Source organism: Polyangium sp. y55x31 (assembly GCF_029946505.1).
In the GTDB taxonomy this organism is placed as follows: Bacteria; Myxococcota_A; Polyangia; order Polyangiales; family Polyangiaceae; genus Polyangium.
Genome location: NZ_JARZHG010000031.1, coordinates 127759 through 145225, shown reverse-complemented (window position 1 = coordinate 145225; position 17467 = coordinate 127759). Strand labels below are relative to the sequence as shown.

Genomic DNA, 17467 nt, shown 5'->3' with positions numbered 1-17467 from the left:
CCGCCGCCTCTGCCGCCGGCCCCGCAGCCGCCGCCCGTCGCCGAAACGCCGCACGAGGCCGCCGCCGCGCCGCCCCCGCCGGTCCCGGCTGCTCCCGAACCGCCGGCCCCCGCGGCGCCTGCTCCCGCGCCCGCCGCCGAAGCGGCCGGCTCGGGTGATCCCGAAGCCGCCGCCGCGCCGCAGCCCGGACACCTCGCCGCCCACGCAGCGACCGTCCCGCAAAAGCAAGCCCCGCGCGCGCCGAGCGTGCCTCCGAAGGCCCCCGCGCCGGCTTCCATCCACAAGCCCGGCGGCCCCGCGACCACGCCTTCCCCGCCCGTCGCCGAGCCGCGCCCCGAGCCGAAGACGCAGCCGCCCGTCATCAAGACCGACGCGCCCCCGCCCGAAGCCGCCAAGGTCACGGTCCCGAAGCCCGCGCCGGGCGGCATCAGCCCGGCGGCGCGTCGTGCCCTCTCCGACACGCTCCAGAGCCCCATCGCGGCGAGCGCGCTCCGCGTGCCGAAGCCCCCGACCGTCGCGACGCAACCCACGCCGGAGAAGGAGCCCGCCTGGGCCGTGCCTCCGCCGGCGAAGACGGCGCCCGCCGTCCCCGACGCCATGAAGCGGTCCGGCACCACGATGCCGCCGCCCGCGCCGCCGCGCCCTGCCGCCGCCACGACCGCCGGTCGCGCCGCGCTCGCCGCGCTCAAGCCCGACGCGGCCCAGCCCGCGGCCGAGGCCCCCAAACCCGCGCCGCCTCCCGCTCCTGCGGCTGCCGCTGCCGAACCTGCGCCGAACTCCTCGGGACCGCCGCGCATCGGCGACGTCATGCTCGAAGCGATCGAGCCGCTCACCGACCTGCCCGAGGACGTACAACGCGCCCTCTCGCGCGCCGCGAAGATCGAGGAGCTCGGCCCCAGCCAATCGCGCGCGCTCGGCGTGATGCTGGTGATCACGGGGGAGGTCTCCGTCTACGCGGACGATGCGACCGTACCGGGCCACGTCGCGGGTCCGCGCTCGTTCCTGACGTCGCGCGGCTCGCTCGAAGGCGGCTTCGCCATGCATTTCGTCACCGGCGCGAGCGGCGCGAAGATCGCCTCGTGGGACGACGCCACCTTCGATCACGCGCTCCGCTCGTGCCCCTGGGTCCTCGACGATTGCAAGGCGACCGCCGATCGTTTGCAGGCGCGCACGGGCCTCGCGATCGGCGCCCTCGGCGGGCTCGACGCGAAGACTCGTGACAGCCTCGCCACGCGCCTCGACATGCGCGTGATCGAGCCGGGCGAGGTCGTCACGCAGGAGAATGATCCGATGCCCGGCCTGATCTTCGTGGTCGGTGGCGGCGTCGACATCCAGGAGGGGGATCCGCCGGCCGTCGTTGGTGAGGCGCGCGCAGGAGAACTCCTCTTCGCGGACGCGCTCTGGGCCGGCGTGCCTGCGCCGCTCACGTCACGCGCGAAGGCTTCGGGCGTGCTCCTGCTCGTCGCGGATCGCAAGCTCGCGCTCGAGCTTGCGGCGGATGTGCCGCTCGTGGCCGAGTTGCTTTCGCGTTGAAGGACTCCCTCACCCCCAGCCCCTCTCCCTCTCGGGAGAGGGGAGAAGAGGGCGGAGAGGACGGAGAGGGGAGGAGAGGTTCAGCGCACGGCGGTCGTCGTGCTCGGCGGCTCCGCCGTCGGCGCGTTCGGGCTTGCGGGATCATGCGCGCTCGCACCGTCCGCGGGGCCCGTCTCTTCGATCATCCAGATGAGCTCGCTGTTGCCTTGGGCGCCGGCGAAGCGGACGCCGAACCACTTCGCTTGTGGCGAGATCGTCGGCCTTCCATCCGCCGTCGATCGCGGAAAGCGGATCCGGAACGCTTGCCTGTGCACCGTGCTGTACGGGAAGTACGTCCGTTCGAGCGCGTTTGGCTTCGTGATCGCGATGATCTCTTCCGGCGCCGTCTCGTTGCCGGTGTCGTCGATCAGCCGCACGATCCACGCGCTGTCGGCCTTCGTCAGATCGTTGAACCGACGCTCGCCGCCGTAGAGCGCCACGAAGAACTGGTGCCGCTGTCGCGTCTCGTCGAGCGTGCGTTCGAGCAGCTTCTTGCGCTGATCGATCGTGAGCCGGTAGTCCTGCACGTACCGCACGACGTAGGCCCAGCGAAAATCCCACGACTCGAACGTCGCCGTCGCCGTCAGGTAGTTTTCGAGCTCGCTCACCGCGAACAGATCTTCGGTGCGCGTCCACTTGCGCAGCACGCTCTCGTAGTCCGTCGCGACGTACTCGCGTGGACCTTCGGCGAGGCTCACGCGCGGCGTCACGCAGCCCGTGGCGCCGAAGAGGAGTGAGGCCGCGAGCGTGGCGCCGAGGAGCGTGCGTTGCATCGTCATCACTTCGACAGCATGTGCGGCACGTCTTTGAAGACCGTGATGTACAGCGCGAGCCCGAGCAGCGTCAGGATGCCGAAGCCGTTCGTGTAGACCTCGACCATCGCGTTCGGCTTGCGCCGCGTCACCGCCTCGTACGCGAGGAACACGAGCCTGCCGCCGTCGAGCGCGGGGAACGGGAGCAGGTTGAAGATCCCGATGTAGGCCGACAGCACGCCGAGCAGCCACAGGTACGCGGCGAGCCCTTGCTTCGCGGCGTCCTCGGTCTCCTTCATCATCCGCAGCGGCCCGCCGAGATCCTCGGTGTTGCCGCGGAAGAGCTGCGACAGACCCGCGCCGATGCTCTTCACCACCTTCGGCGGCTCGGTCAGCGCGAAGATCGCCGCCTCCTTGATCGGCACGGGCAGCTTGTGCGGCGCGACGCCGATCTTGCCCTTGCCGTCCTCGTTCGAGGGCGTGACGTCGAGCGTCTTCCGCTCCTCGTGGTTCTCGTCGACCTTGCGCTCGATCACCACCTTGATCGGCTCGCCAGGACGCTTCGAGATCTGCTCCGCCATCTCGTTCCACGTCGCGACGGGCGTGCCCGCGACCTCGACGATCTTGTCGCCGGCCTGCACGCCCGCCGTGTGCGCCGGCCTTCCGGGCAGCGCGTCGACGTACGTCATGAGCTGACGCTCGTTGTTGATCACGACCTCGGCCGCCTTGCCGCCGTAGAGCGTCGCGCCGAAGAAGAACACCGAGGCGAAGAGGTAGTTCGCGAGTGGGCCGCTGAAGATCGTGACGATGCGGCCCCAAAGGCTGCCGTTCGAGAAGTTGCCCTTGTCCTTCGGGTCCACCTCTTCGAGCGGGTTCATCCCGGCGATCTGCACGTACGCGAGGAACGGGATCATCGCGACCTGGTAGACCGTCGGCCCTTGCTTCTCGGCGTCGTGCTTCCAGAGCCGGAGCTTCACCTTCTCGGCGGCCGAGGTGAACCAGTAGTAGCCGTCCTTCGGGGCGACCTTGAAGAACGTCGGTCCGAACCCGATCGAGAACTTCAGCACGCGCATCCCGAACATACGCGCGGCGAGGAAGTGCCCGCCTTCGTGGACGACCATCAGCAAGGCGAGGGCCAGGATCCCGAACATCGACGTCAGTTTACCTGCCCGGCGGACGATCCGCACGCGCGAGATAAGCTTGGACGACCAGCTTTACCGTGCTTTCAGGCTCGAACGAGGGGGGCGCGGCATGCGCGCGGGCGGGCCCGTCCCCGGGGGGCGGGGAGCGGTGGGGGGGCCGGGAGGCGGGCCGGCCGCGGGGGGCCTTTCAGCTCCCGACGAAGAAGGACACGCCCACGCTGAACATCGGGTAGCCGAGGCGGAACGTGAGGGCGATGTCGTTGTTGAAGTGGATACGCGTGCCGACCCAGATGGCGGGGTCGATGTCGACGTAGCGGAAGGCGCCCTCGCTGCGGACGATGCCGCCGAACTCGCCGAACGCGCTCCAGCTCTTCGTGAGGAAGAAGTTCCACTGCAGCGCCACGGGCGACCAGATCGCGTAGTTGTCGCGGTAGTAGCGGCAGTAGCGACACTCGGTGAAATCGAGGCCGAACGAGATGCCGATCGTGTTGTTGATCTTCTTGATGAACATCGGATCGGCGAGCTCGATCGTGGCGCGGAAGCCACCGCCGAGCTCGGCACCTCGTCCGTAGCGACCGGCGCCGTAGCCGCGCCGGAACAGGATGAAGTTGGCGTGCGGCTCGAGCTCGGCCCGGTAGCTCGGGTGCTGCGAGGGGCTCTTGATCACCCAGTCGACGGCGTGGGCGTCCGGCGAGTACGCCACGAAGGCCCCGGCGGCAGCGAGACCTGCAGCAAGCAAGCGGTGTGTCGTGCGCGTCTTCATGGAACCCTTCGTAGCAAGAGAATTTCCGGAGAGGAAGGAACCAGCATCAACTCGCTCGGTCGGTGGTAACTGGACATTCCAGCGAAACGGCGTTTCTTGCGGTTTTTTGCGTCGAGGGCGGCATTCCCGCAGCAAACGCTCGCCTCGCGGAGGGGATCGATCTACGAGCGGCCCGGTTCGTCCCCGTACCAGCACGCGGACCAACCTCCCGGATCGGCATGTCCTCTCGCACGAGCGCACGTTCCCTCGTCGCGGCCGCGTTCGTCGCGGCGCTCGTGGTCCCCGTGCGTGGCGAGGCTGCCGAGGAGGAAGAACCTGCGAAGCCCGCGCCGCTCGACGTCACCGTCCGCGGCTCCACCGCGCCTGCGTTCGTCACGCGCGCGTCCGTCGACGAACGTGCCCGCGAGCCCATCGACGCGGCTTCCCTCCTCGCCGAGCTGCCGAGCGTACACGTGCGTCGCCTCGGCGCTGACGGCGCGCAGTCCACGCTCTCCATCCGCGGCTCGGCGTCCACGCAGGTCGGCGTCCTGCTCGCCGGCATCCCGCTCACGAGCGGCGCGGATCCTTCGCTCGACGTCGGCTCTCTCCCGCTCTGGCCCGGCGCGAGTTTCCGTGTGTACCGCGGCTTCGCGCCGGCCTCGCTCGGCGCCACCGGCTACCTCGGCGGCGTCCTCGTCATCGATCCGCCGACGCCGCTCGCGGGCGCGCGCACCGAGTGGCAACTGCTCGCGGGCTCCTTCGGCGCGCTCAAGGTCCGCGCCGGCGACGCGCGCAAGATCGGCGACGTCACGATCGGCCTCGGCGTCTTCGGCGCGCGCTCCGATGGGAACTTCCCGTACGAGATCACCAACGCGCGCACGAACAAACTCGACACACTCGAGCGCACGAACGCGGGCGCTGTCTCTGCGGGCGCCATCGGCCGCGTCGCGCTCGAACGATCGTGGGGCACGATCGGCGCGACCTTCCTCGGAGACGCGCGACGCGTGGGTTTGCCCGGCTCGGCCACGTTCCCCACGTTGCTCCCGCGCCTCGAAACGGATCGCCTCGTCCTCGGCGTCGACGCCACCGTGCGTGACGTCGCGCGCGGCTCGCTCCGCGTGCAGGCGTGGGGGCGACGCGAGGGCGCGACCTTCTCGGATCCGAACGGCGAGATCGATCCCACGCGTGTCGCCGTCGACGCACGCCAGTCGATCCTCGCGGCGGGCGGCTCCCTCGGCTACCGCGCCGCGTTCCCGCGCCTCGCGCGATCGAGCCTCGGCGTCTTCCTCGATCTTCGCGGCGAGTCCCTCGCGCCTCCGGAGACGAGCTCCGTGCTCGCGGGCGTCACGGCGTCGCGCCTCGCGGGTGGCCTCGGCGTCGAGCTCGAAGCGCGCCCCGTCGACGCGCTCCGCCTCTTCGCCACGGCGCGCCTCGACGCGCGACGCGACCGCGCGACCGACATCCCTGCTTCGCTCTCCCCGACCGGCGACACGAACCCCACGGCGAGCGACCTCGTCCCGAGTGGCCACGTCGGCGCCTCGTATCGCTTCGCCGATGCGGCGATCCTCTCGGCGCACGCGGGCTTCCTTCGCCGCTTCCCGAGCTTCGTCGAGCTCTACGGCGATCGGGGCAGCTTGCTCGGCGACCCGCGCTTGCGCGTCGAGGGCGCGCTCGCGGCCGACGTCGGCGTGCACGGCGACCTCGCGACGGGGCGCGTCGCGTTTCACTACGAGCTCGTCGGGTTCGTCACCTCGGCGCGCGACCTCATCGTCTTCTTGCCGCTCGGCCGCAGCACGTTCCGCGCGGGCAACGTGGACGCGGCGCGCATCGCGGGCGCCGAGGTCTCGGCGTCGCTCACCTCGACGCACCTCGCGACCACGTTGAGCTACACGCTCATGCACACGGAAAACCTCGGCGAGGATCCGCTCTCGCGTGGCAGACCCTTGCCGGGCCGCCCGCTGCACGACCTCTCGTACGACGCGGCGTATCGATTCGGCCCGGTGCGGCTGCGTTATGGCATCGACGCGGTGGCGGGTACGACGGTGGACACGGCGGGCACGATCCTCGTCCCGCCGCGCCTCTTCCACAGCGCGGGCGCGTCGCTCGACGTCCCGCGCAGCTCGTCGCTGCGGATCGGCGTCGAGGTGCAAAACCTCTTCGACGTACGCACGTTGCGGGTGCCGTCGCCGCTCTCACGGACGAGCGTGGCGGTCCCTGTCAGTGACTTTTTGGGGTTTCCGCTGCCGGGGCGGACGGTGTGGGTGACGCTGAAGTTTCGGGCGCCGTGATCCGCCGCGGCCGTGGCATCAGCCCGTCGCCGGCTCCACGACGGGCGCGGTCATCTTTTTCGCCCGACGCGTCGCGCGCGCGGCGGCGAGGGCCTTCGCGTGGGCGATCGCGTCGTTCAGGGGGGCGAGCAGCGCCCCGTTTTCCAGGGCGACCTCGACGTTCCCCGCCGGCGCGCGAGATTCGAGGAACTTCCGCAGGCGCCCGACCAGGTCGACCCACGCGGCCTCGGCATCCTTGCCCAGGCTGATGTGGTCGCCGATTGCGCCGCGCGCCGTGGCCTTCTCGGCGAGCGCGAGGTCACTCTCTCCGACCGCGAATTCGAGGCGGTCGAGCCATTCCAGGGGAAACGAGATGCCGGCGAGCGTCGACGCGTGCTCGGGCGCGCGCAGGACGGCGAGGATTCTACGAATCTCCTGGTTCTCGTCGGGGACGCGATCATCGAGGAATGCGCGCCCGCGCGGAAATGCGGCGGCGTGGAGCGCGCGGACCGAGGTGACGTGGGGACCTGCGCGGCGGATCGACTCGATGTGGATGTATCCCTCGATGTGCCGCGCGAGGGTATCGACCTCGATATCTGCTTTTTCGCTGCGGTCGCCGTGCGCGGCGCGTGCGGCGCTCGTCTCGTCCTTGCCGACCACGTGGGTTTCGAGGCGCGTGGTGACGGCGTCGAGCGGGGGGATGAAGGCGTCGAGCATGGGCTCGGGCGGGCCTTTTTGGGCGCGGAGGACGAGGTTGTCGTGGAGCTTGCGGCCGATCGTGGCCTTCTGGGCGCGGGAGAGCTTGGCGGGGGAGTTGTTGATCGACATGGCAAACACCTCGCTGAAACGAGCGCGGCGGGATGCCGCGCGGCGGGTTCGAGGGGAGATGCAGCAAGGCGGGTGCCAAGCATGGAAGGAGCGGAAAACGGAGGATGGGCCTGGGGAGTGATCCGAAACGGAGCGAGTGGGTGGTCCAAAATGGAGCGGCAGCGCTCCAGAACGGAGCGGCGATGCGCCGAGCGGAGGTCGGGGCGGTGGGGGACGGGCTCGGCGAGGCGCCGGGGGGAGGTCGGAGCGCTCGGGGTGAGGCGCGGCGACGCGCCAAGGCAGGATCCGGGGGGGAAGGAAGGGGCTTGGCGATGCGCCGAGCGGAGGTCCGGACGGGTCGGGTCGCGCTCGGCGATGCGCCGAGGGGAGGTCCGGGCGGGGCGGAGGGGGCTCGGCGATGCGCCGAGCGGGGGTCGGCGGGACCGGGGGACGGCTTGGCGTAGCGCCGGAGCGTGGTCCGGACGGTCGGGGCGGCGCTCGGCGATGCGCCAGGCCCGAAGGAGCGCGCGGTCCGGGGCGGTTGGCGCGGCGCCGAGGCCGATCTCTCGATTCGTGAAGGGCAGGGGAAAGTGCGCGCCGCTCGAAGCGGTGATACTCCGTGCGCACAACCGCCATGGAGCCCCTTTCCAAGCCGCGATACGACCTCATCGGCCAGGGGTATGCCCAGACCCGCAAGGAGGACCCGCGCCTTCGCGATCGCATCCTCGCGGCGCTCGGTCCAGCCCGCACCGTCGTCAATGTCGGCGCGGGGACCGGCTCTTATGAGCCGCGCGATCGTTATGTGGTCGCCATCGAGCCGAGCGACGTCATGGCCGGGCAGCGCCCTCGCGAGCTCGCCCCTGCGATCCGGGCGACGGCCGATTCGCTGCCGCTGCGTGATGGCAGCGTCGATGCGGCCATGACCGTCCTGTCCGTCCACCACTGGGATGAAGGGCAGGAAGCGGGCGTCCGCGAGATGCGACGGGTCGCGACGGGCCCGGTCGTCATCGTCACCTGTGATCCGGACGTGAGCGGCGCCATGTGGTTGATGGCCGATTACCTGCCCGAGGTCGCGGCGCTCGACCATCGGACGTTCCCTCGCCCGGCGCAGCTCGCGGCCTGGCTCGGCGGCCGCACCGAGGTCCAGGTGGTGCCCATTCCGCGCGACACGTGTGATTGGTCGCTCGTGTCATTCTGGGCGCATCCCGAGCGGGTGCTCGATGAAGACGCGCGGAACGCCACCTCGGGCTTCGCCCGGATGGAGCCCGCGGTCGTGCAGCGCGTGGTCGCCGCGGTGCGCCGCGATCTCGAAGACGGCACCTGGGACGCGCGCCATGGCCATTTGCGAAAGCTCGACGAATACGACGCCGGCCTGCGGCTCGTCCTCAACATGCCTTCTTGACCGGCGTTCCATCCCCGCAGGGGCCCGGCGAAATCCGGAGCGACCGCTCAAGCCCACCCGTACCGCCGATAAAACCACCGCTTCACCGCCTCGACCGTCGCCAGATACGCCGCCACGAGCGGCACGAGGGCCGCGAAAAACACCGGCGGCAGCGGGGCGAATCCCACCTTGGGCCCGATCGGCGTGAAGGGCAGCAGCATCGCGAGCGCCACCACGAGCAGGCTCGTCGCCAGGAGCGCCCGGCTCGGCTTTCCCCGCAGCGGGCTCCCCTGCGTCCGGATCACGAAAATCACGAGCACCTGCGTCGCCAGCGATTCCACGAACCAGCCCGTCTGGAACAGCCGCTCGTCGCCGTGGAATAGCTCGAGGAGCAGCGTGAACGCCGCGAAATCGAAGAGCGAGCTCACCGGCCCGATCACCAGCATGAACCGACGAATGAACGGCATGTCCCAGCGGTGCGGGCGGGCCACGAAGTCATCGTCCACCCGGTCGGTCGGGATCGGCAATTCGGAGAGGTCGTACAGGAAATTGTTCAGGAGGATCTGCGCCGGCAGCATCGGCAGGAACGGGAGGAACAGCGCCGCGCCCGCCATGCTGAACATGTTGCCGAAGTTCGAGCTCGTCCCCATCAGGATGTATTTGAGGATGTTGCCGAGCGTCCGCCGCCCCTCGATGATCCCGTCCGCCACCACCGAGAGGTTTTGCTCGAGCAGGATGATGTCCGCCGCCTCCTTCGCCACGTCCACCGCGCTGTCCACCGAGATCCCCACGTCCGCCGAATGAAGCGACGGCGCGTCGTTGATCCCGTCGCCGAGATACCCGACCACGCGCCCCCGCTTCTTCAAGGCGAGGATCACCCGGTTCTTCTGCGTCGGGTTCAGCCGGCAAAACAGGTTCACGCTCTCCACGCGCGCCCGGAGCGCGTTCACGTCGAGCTTGTCGAGCTCCGTCCCCGTGAGGGTCCCGCGCACCGGGACGCCGAGTTTTTTGCACACGTGCGCGGCCACGTGCTCGTTGTCCCCCGTCACGATCACCACGGACACGCCTGCGTCGTGGAGCGCTCGGAGCGCCGCCCCCGCGCTCTCCTTCGGCGGGTCCTCGAAGGCGGCGAACCCCGCGAAGACGAGCTCGGTCTCGTCGCCGATCACCACGTGCTTGCAATCGGGCGCCTCGGCTTTCCAGGCGATCCCGAGCACGCGGTAGCCCTCCCGCCCGAGGTCCTCGAATCGCTCGAAAAAGGCGCGCCGCGCCGCCGCGTCGAGGGGGCGGACGTCCTCGGGCCCATTCCCTTCGTAATGCGTCGAGAGCCGCAGGATCTCCTCGAACGCGCCCTTCACGACGAGCCGCCTGTCGCCGTTTCGCTGCAAGAGGACCGAGATGCGCCGCCGCTCGAAGTCGAAAGGCACCTCGTCGAGCTTCTCCCAGCCGCGGACGTCGATCGTCTGGTGCCGCAGGATCGCCTCGTCGAGCGGGCTCCGCAGGCCCGACTCGAAATGGCTGTTGAGGTAGGCGAGCTCGAGCACCCGCGCGCTGTCCTCTCCCAGCGGGTCGAGGTGTTTCTCCAGGCGAATGCGCGCCTCCGTCAAGGTCCCGGTCTTGTCCGTGCAGAGCACGTCCATGCTGCCGAGGTCGTGAATGGCCGAGAGCCGCTTGACGAGCACCTTCTTGCGCGACATCCGCAGCGCGCCCCGCGCCAGGGTCACCGAGACGACCATGGGCAAGAGCTCCGGCGCGAGGCCCACCGCGAGCGCAATGGCGAACATGAACGAGGTGAGCCACGTGCGCTCGCGGACCAGGTTCACGAGCAGCACGAACAGCACCATCCACATCGCCAGGCGCAGGATGAGCAGGCCGAAATTACGCGTGCCGAGCTCGAAGGCCGTGGGCGGCGGCTGCCGGGTCAATGCCACGCCGATCTTGCCGACCGCCGTGTTCGTCCCCGTCTGCGTGATCAACGCCTTGCCGCTGCCGCTGATCACGGACGTGCCCATGAAGACCGTCCCCGTCGCGCCGTCCGCATTCGTGTCGTCCGCGCTCGGCCCCGGGTGTTTTTCCACGGGATACGGCTCGCCCGTGAGGAGCGCCTGATTGACGAAGAGGTCGCGCGCTTCGAGGAGCGTTCCATCGGCGGGGACGAGGTCGCCGGCCGCGAGGAGCACGACGTCGCCGGGGACGATCTCCTCGGTGGGCACGTCGCGCGGCGCGCCGTCACGCAGGACGGTCGCGCGGACCCGCGTCGCTTTGCGCAGCTCCTCGGCCGCCCGGCCGGCGCGGTGCTCCTGCACGAAATCGAGCACCACGCTCAAGACCACCACGACCATGATGATCGTGGAGCTCTCGAGGTCCCCCGTCAGCGCCGAGACGACACACGCCGCGAGCAACAGGAGAATGAGCGGGTTCTTGAATCGAGCCAATAACTCGAGGGCGGCGGAGCGGCGCCTCGCCCCGAGGAGCACGTTGCGTCCGTGGAGCGCGAGCTGCTTTGTGGCTTCGGCCTGCGAAAGACCCTGATCCGTGTTCAATGTGCTCCTCCGAGGCCGAGCTCTTCTGCGAGCGCGAGCGTCCTCCGATGCGCCGGCACGTCTTCGAGGAAGCTCCGTCGAAATGCCGGATCGCCGATTCTCTTCGCGGTCGAGAGCAGCCCCTCCCGCGCCGCCGAAAGCGCCTCCCGCGCCGCATCCATGTCCCCCGCCGCCATGCGGGCCTCCACGACCGCGAGGCGAAATCGGCTCTCGGTGAGCCCCATGCATCCCTGCGCCGAGAGCCGTTCGAGGTCCTGCTCGGCGATCCCGCGCGCCTCGGCCGCGCGGCTTTGCCGGATCAGCGCCGTGACGAGGAACGTCGTCGCGGGCAATCGATGGCTCGGCGTGGTCGAAAGGGCCTCGCGCGCCTCGCGCGCCTCGGCCTCGGCGCCGGCGAGGTCCCCCTCGTGCAGCAATGCACTCGCAAGGCATCCGTGGGCGAACCTGGCGAACAAGGTGGAGGCGGGGCAAAGCTCGATGCTCTCGTGCGAAAGGCGCCTGAGCTCTTCGGCGTCGCGGACGTCGCCGAGCATCATCAGGACCCACTGGATGGTGCTCATGGTTTGCGCGAGCATCAGCGGGTCCCCCACGTGCCGGGCGAGGGGCAGCGTATCACGCGCGAGCGCCTCGCTCTTCTCGCGTTGCCCCATCCACATCAGCATGAGCGCGGTGGCACATTGCGTGAATACCAGTTGCCGGAGGTCCCCCACCTCCGCGAAGCCCGCAGCCACCTTGCGGAAGAGGACGTAGGCCTCCCAGGGATCGAGCTCCAAGAACATGAGATGACAGGCCCGGGTCTGATAGGCATGGCAGCGCTCCCGGACGTCCGTCTCGTCCAGCGTCTCCTCGGCGCGCCGCACGTAGGCGAGCATCTCGCGCGCCATCACGCGGTCGCCGGTCACGGCCATTCCGCTGACGATCATCGACGCCATTTCCATCGCGATGGTGCGGGCCGCGTGGTCCGGCTGGACGGCGGCGAGGTCCGCCGCGAATGCGATCACGCGATCCTTTCGGCCAGTGAACATCCAGTACGAGCAGAGGACGAACGTGGCCCTGCACCAGGCGGCGCTGCCGGGCCGCGCGAGCGCCCGCACCTCCTCGCCGAGGCGCAGGACCTCCTCGGTGTAGCTCCAGCGGTAATGGTGGACCATGAGCTGCCAGCTCCGCAGGTCGAGGAGCACGTCCCCGGTCGCCCCGCACGAGACCCCGCGCTCGACATGGGAGAGGACGCCGTCGAGGTCGGAATGCGCGAACGATCGCTCCGCCGCGCGTGTATGAAAATGGAGGGCGCGCGCGAGGTCGCCGCCGCGCTCGAAATGCTCGGCCAGGACCGACGGGTCCTCTTCGCCGCGCCGTTCGAGCCATTGCCCGGCGAGGAGGTGGCCGAGCGCGCGGTCCTCGCCGAGCAGCATCGAATACGCGCCCTCCCGGAGGAGCGCGTGGCGGAAGCGGAACTCCTCTTCGCCGGGGAACCGGCTCTCGCGCACCCGGACGACGAGCTCGCCGTCGATGAGCCGCGAAAACCCCGCCTGCATCTCGATCACGTGATGGCTGTCGCCCATCAAGGCCGCGACCCCGCCGGCCCAGAACGTCTCCCCGAAGACGCTGGCCGCCCGGAGCATGCGCCGCGCCGTGCCGTCGAGCTGCGCGAGCCGCGATTGCACCATGGAGACCACGGTCTCCGGCAGCGCCGTGCGGTTCTCCCCCGTCGCGCGGATGAGCTCCTCCAGGTAAAACGCATTGCCGTCGGAGAGCGCGCAGATCCGCGTGACCGTGTCCTCCGAGGCCGCCTCGCCGAGCACGTACCGGACGAGCTCCTCGCTCGCCCGGAGGCCGAGCTTGCGGAGCCGGAGCTCGTAAAAGCGCCGCTTCGACCAGAGGTTCGGAAAGAGCTCGTGGACCTCCGGCCGCCCGAGCGCGAGCACGAAGAGCGGAGAGCTCCGGCATTCCCGCAGCGCGGCGTCCACGAGCTCGACCGTCGGCCGATCGCTCCATTGCAGATCGTCGAGCACGAGCAGCACCGGCGCCGCGGCGCATTCGGCCTGCAGGAAGGAGAGCCAGGCGTCCTGGATTCGATCCGAAAGGAGCTGGGCATTCTTGCGCGCCTCGCGGAGCTTCGTGTTCTCGGCGTCCGGAAAAGGCACGCCCACGATCTCGCCGAGCAGCTCGGCCACGGGCCGCCCCGCGGGCCCCATGCGCTCCGTGATCCGCGCGATCAGATCGTCCCGCCGCGCTTCGAGCGGCGGACCTTCGCGAAGGCCACACGCGACGCGGAGGGCCTGGCCGAGGAGGCCAAACGCCGAGCTTTGCCGGAGCGGATCGGCGCGCGCATTCCAGATCGAAGGGGGCTCGCTCCGGGCGCGCAGCATACGCAAAAACTCGTACGCGAGGCGCGATTTGCCCATCCCCGGCGGCGCCACGACGAGCAGGGCGTGCGCGATCCCGTCCTCCACGCATTCGTCGAAGAGCTGCGCGACCATGCCGAGGTCGCGCTCCCGGCCCACGCACGGCGTGGCCTTTCCGAGCAAACGTCGCGGGCCCTCCGCGATCTGCCGCCGCACGATCGTGCGCCGCTCGCTCCCGGTAATGGCGCTCCGCGGTCGCTCCGGGGCCGTGGCGTCGTCCATGATCCACGCGCCCGAGAGGGCCAAGGCGACGGCCCCGCCATCGGCCGGCCGGTCTTCCGGGTGTTTCGAAAGCATTCGCATGAGCAGCGCCTCGAGCGCCTCGGGCGCCCCCGGGACGAACTCCCGCAGCCGCGGCGGCTCCTCGAAGAGCGTCTTGCTCATGACGGCGAGGAACGTGCCTCCGCGAAACGCAGGCCGGCCGGTTAGGCATTCGAAGAGGACCGCGCCGAGCGAAAACACGTCGGCCCGCGCGTCGACCGCCTCCCGATCCCGCGCTTGCTCGGGGGCCATGTACCCGGGCGTCCCGAGGATCAACCCCGTATCCGTCAGCCGCGAGGCCCCCGGGAGCTGGGCGATGCCGAAATCGAGCACCTTCAATCCCTCGATACGCCCGCCGACGAGGAACAGGTTGCTCGGCTTGATGTCGCGATGCACGACGCCCCGCGCGTGCATGGCGCCGAGCGCCTCGGCCGCGGCCCGCAGCAATCGAACGCACTCCGCGACGCCGAGCGGGCCGCGCCGGAGGCGGCTCGCGAGGTCCTCCCCTTCGAGCCATTCCATCACGAGCCAGGGCTCTCCGGTCGGCAGGGCCCCGCGCGCCACGTACCGCACGATATGCGGGTGCGACGAGGTGGAGAGGATCTGCGCCTCCCGCTCGAAGCGCTCGGCGGCCTCTTCCCGCCCGACCCGGAGCACCTTCACGGCGAGCCGCTCGCCGGTCGCGTGCTCCCGCGCCTCGTAAATCTCTCCCATCCCGCCGGTCCCCGCGAGCCGCACGAGCTCGAACCGCCCCCCCAGGGTGTCTCCGATCCCGAGCATGTCCTCTCTACTCTACCTTCGCCTCGAACCGGCAACGCTACCATTGCCTCCCGCGCGTCGCGAGGTTATGCGCGAACGTACGGCCATGACCACTCCCGCCGAGCCTGCCGAGACCGAGACGGAGATCCCGCCGGAGCTCGTCCCCAAGAAGCGCCGCTTCTGGCCCATCGCCGGCGCGCTCGCCGCGCTCGTGGGCGTGGCCGGGTTCTTCGGCCTGCGCTCCCTCGGCGAGCCCGAGCCCTTGCGTGTCATCGTCGCCGTCGACCTCGACGGTCACTTCTGGGATGGCTCGCGGGCCTCGGCGATGCTCGTGAACGAGCTTTGCCAGCGCCTCGACGCGATCGGCTTCGAGCCCGTGCGCGCCGGCGACCCCGCGGTGCTCGAAGTCCTGCGGGAATCCGAGAGCCCCGAGGAGGCCGCGAAGAAGCTGCGCGCCGCGTTCGTCGTCAAGGCCAAGCTCACGCCGGAGATGATCGAACACCCCGTGGAAGGCGGCTACTTCGAGCTCCGCGCCGATGCCTCGCTCGAAGTGCACCACGTCCGCGACGAGGTCGCGCAGACCGGGCGCCTCGTCGGCTGGTCGGGCGGCAAGCAGAAGGCCGAGGCCTTCCGCCGCCTCGCCGACACGCTCGCGCTCCAGGCCTTCGATCAGGTCGTGCCCCACCTGATCAAGCACCCGGCGATCCAGGCCATTTTCCAGGGCAATGACATCAAGCTCGCCGACCACGTCGCCAAGGCGAAAAAGTACGTCGAGGTCCGCGGCGGTCGCCTCGAGGACGCGCAACGCACCTACGAGGACCTGGAGAAGCGCCGCAAGGAGTTCGACAAGGGCCCCGCGAAGGTCACCTACCACAGCGTGCTCGGCGCCGACGACGCGCTCGGCGGATCGGCCGCGCCCGGGTTTCTCGTGAAGACGGCCGACATCACGCCGTTCGTCGCGCCGCGCACCATGAACCTCACGTGGATCACGGGGCTCGAAACCCTCGAATGGCGACAGCCCGGCGGCGAACGGAAGGTGCTCTGGAGCGGATACCATCTCTTCAGTTATCCGGCGGCCGCCCCGGACGGCGGGCGTGTCGTGTTCGCGGAGGACCTGTTCGGCTGGGCGAAGACGCTCACCGTGGTCGACCCCGACGGCAAGGCGCGGCGATTGCGCATCGACGAGGAGCACCGATTCTCCTCGCCCGAGGTCGCGCCCGGCGGCAAGGCGGCGGCGCTCTACGATCGGCCCTGCCGTGATTGTCCGGGCAACCTTGCCGTCGTCTCGCTCGACGACGGCAAGACGCTGTACGAGCGCGGGCCCGAGGGGGGCTTTTTCTCGGGCTTCGCCTGGCTCGACGCGAACCGCCTCGCGTTCCTGCACATGCCCATTGCGCAGGAAGAGCCGCTCGTCTTGGGCGCGGGGGCAGGCGAGCCCGCGCCCAAGCCTTTGCACCAGACCTTGTACGTCGCCGACCTCGGCGCCTCGCCGCCCGCGGTGAAGGCGCTTTACGAGGTGCCCGAGTTCACTCGCTTTTCGACCCTCGACGCGAGCCGCGACGGGAAAAAGCTGGTCATGGAGGGGACGAACCTCTCGATCTTCGACGTGGAGGCGGGCAAGCTCCTGAACTTCGCGACCGGGTCGGTCTCGGAAAACCCGAGCTTCTCGCCCGACGGCAAGCTCGTCACGTTCACCCAGGGCGGGGACGTGTACATGTTCGACATCGAGCAACAGGCCGTCCGTCGATTCACCCAGAACCCCTGGAACGAGCGATATCCGGCCTTCTCCGAGGACGGGGCGCGGATCTATTTCGAGTCCTTGGGCACGGATCCGAACTACGAGCGTCGCACGATGTCGCTCATCGGCTCCGTCGCGGTCAAGGACGCCGGACCGCCGGAGCCCGCGCCCGTGCCTTGACGCTCGGATCCCTTCCCCTTATCCCTTTTCAGGCAGACGTCAGCATGTCCCAGCAGCGGATCGTCCTCGTCACCGGCGCGACCGACGGAATCGGACGCCAGACCGCGCTCGAGCTCCTTCGCCGCGGCGCCCGCGTCCTCGTGCACGGGCGGACCGCGGCGAAAGCGAAGGCCGTCTGCGAAGTGCTCGCCAAGGAGAGCCGATCGGGTGATCTCGTCCCCGTCGCCGCCGATCTCTCGTCGATGGCGGCGGTCCGCGCGCTCGCCGCGGACGTCATGGCCCACGTGGAGCGGCTCGACGTGCTGCTCAACAATGCGGGCGTCTTCATGCACGAGCGAAAGCTCACGGAGGACGGATTCGAGACGACGTTCGCGGTCAATCACCTCGCGCCGTTTTTGCTCACGCATCTGCTTTTGCCGCACCTGCGCGAGAGCGACGGCGGCCGCATCGTCACCGTGAGCTCGATCGCCCATGCCCGCGGGCAGATCGATTTCACGGACCTCACCTCGGAGCGGTATTTTCACGGTTATACGGCGTATGCCACGTCGAAGCTCGCGAACGTGCTTTTCGCCTATGAAATCGGCAGGCGCCTCGCGGGGACGCGCATCACCTCGAATGCGCTGCACCCGGGCGTCATCGGCACGAAGCTTTTGCGCAGCGGCTTCGGCATGGGCGGGGGCACGGTCGTGCAGGGCGCCGCCACGTCCGTCCGGCTCGCGATCGACCCCGCGCTCGCCGGCGTCACCTGCAAATACTTCTCCGACGAGCACGAAGAGGCCTCGTCGAAGGCTTCGCACGATCGCGCGCTTCAGCGCCGGCTCTACGAGGTCAGCGCGAAGCTCGTGGGCATCGAGGGTCTGCCGGACGTCACGTAGGGTGAGTTTCGCCCCTTGTGGCGCTCGCCCTTGTGTGTACACT

At 69.8% G+C, this 17467-nt stretch carries 10 protein-coding genes and 1 pseudogene; 5 read left to right on the top strand and 6 right to left on the bottom strand.

Translation table 11 applies throughout. The annotated features are described in order from the left end of the window. Window positions 1-1533, top strand: a pseudogene (locus QHF84_RS37390) (hypothetical protein); the annotation flags it as partial. A gap of 80 nt (window positions 1534-1613) precedes the next feature. On the opposite strand, the gene QHF84_RS37385 reads toward QHF84_RS37390, so the two are convergent. The 3 genes from QHF84_RS37385 to QHF84_RS37375 all read right to left on the bottom strand — a co-directional run bounded on the left by QHF84_RS37385 (window position 1614) and on the right by QHF84_RS37375 (window position 4229). Continuing rightward, a complete protein-coding gene (locus QHF84_RS37385) occupies window positions 1614-2345 on the bottom strand; it encodes a hypothetical protein (RefSeq protein WP_281318325.1) in 732 nt (243 codons plus the stop codon). 5 nt (window positions 2346-2350) lie between these two features. Further along, window positions 2351-3475 carry a M50 family metallopeptidase gene (locus tag QHF84_RS37380; protein ID WP_281318324.1) on the bottom strand — a complete coding sequence of 375 codons (1125 nt, stop codon included), beginning with the start codon at window positions 3473-3475 and terminating at the stop codon, window positions 2351-2353. A gap of 178 nt (window positions 3476-3653) precedes the next feature. Beyond that, on the bottom strand, window positions 3654-4229 hold the full coding sequence (locus tag QHF84_RS37375; protein WP_281318323.1) for a hypothetical protein: 576 nt from the start codon (window positions 4227-4229) through the stop codon (window positions 3654-3656). A gap of 218 nt (window positions 4230-4447) precedes the next feature. On the opposite strand from QHF84_RS37375, the gene QHF84_RS37370 reads away from it, so the two are divergent. After that, the gene (locus tag QHF84_RS37370) at window positions 4448-6496 is read left to right on the top strand and encodes a TonB-dependent receptor (RefSeq protein WP_281318322.1); all 2049 of its coding nucleotides are present in this window, start codon (window positions 4448-4450) and stop codon (window positions 6494-6496) included. An 18-nt stretch (window positions 6497-6514) separates the two neighbouring features. Here QHF84_RS37370 and QHF84_RS37365 read toward each other — a convergent pair whose 3' ends face one another. After that, the gene (locus tag QHF84_RS37365; protein ID WP_281318321.1) at window positions 6515-7303 is read right to left on the bottom strand and encodes a hypothetical protein; all 789 of its coding nucleotides are present in this window, start codon (window positions 7301-7303) and stop codon (window positions 6515-6517) included. 613 nt (window positions 7304-7916) lie between these two features. On the opposite strand from QHF84_RS37365, the gene QHF84_RS37360 reads away from it, so the two are divergent. After that, on the top strand, window positions 7917-8684 hold the full coding sequence (locus QHF84_RS37360; protein WP_281318320.1) for a class I SAM-dependent methyltransferase: 768 nt from the start codon (window positions 7917-7919) through the stop codon (window positions 8682-8684). A gap of 47 nt (window positions 8685-8731) precedes the next feature. Here QHF84_RS37360 and mgtA read toward each other — a convergent pair whose 3' ends face one another. Both mgtA and QHF84_RS37350 read right to left on the bottom strand, forming a co-directional pair. Next, window positions 8732-11206: a magnesium-translocating P-type ATPase gene (gene mgtA, locus QHF84_RS37355; RefSeq protein ID WP_281318319.1), complete on the bottom strand. Its 2475-nt coding sequence runs from the start codon at window positions 11204-11206 to the stop codon at window positions 8732-8734. After that, window positions 11203-14652: a serine/threonine-protein kinase gene (locus QHF84_RS37350; protein WP_281318318.1), complete on the bottom strand. Its 3450-nt coding sequence runs from the start codon at window positions 14650-14652 to the stop codon at window positions 11203-11205. The genes mgtA and QHF84_RS37350 overlap by 4 nt, the downstream gene beginning before the upstream one ends. Before the next feature lie 85 nt (window positions 14653-14737). Between QHF84_RS37350 and QHF84_RS37345 the strand changes: the two genes are divergently transcribed. Next, complete coding sequence (locus QHF84_RS37345) at window positions 14738-16549, top strand: hypothetical protein (RefSeq protein ID WP_281318317.1); 1812 nt, start codon at window positions 14738-14740, stop codon at window positions 16547-16549. Window positions 16550-16593: 44 nt separating this feature from the next. Then, entirely contained in the window at window positions 16594-17424 is an 831-nt protein-coding gene (locus tag QHF84_RS37340) for an SDR family oxidoreductase (RefSeq protein ID WP_281318316.1), read from the top strand. The last annotated feature ends 43 nt before the right edge of the window (window positions 17425-17467 follow it).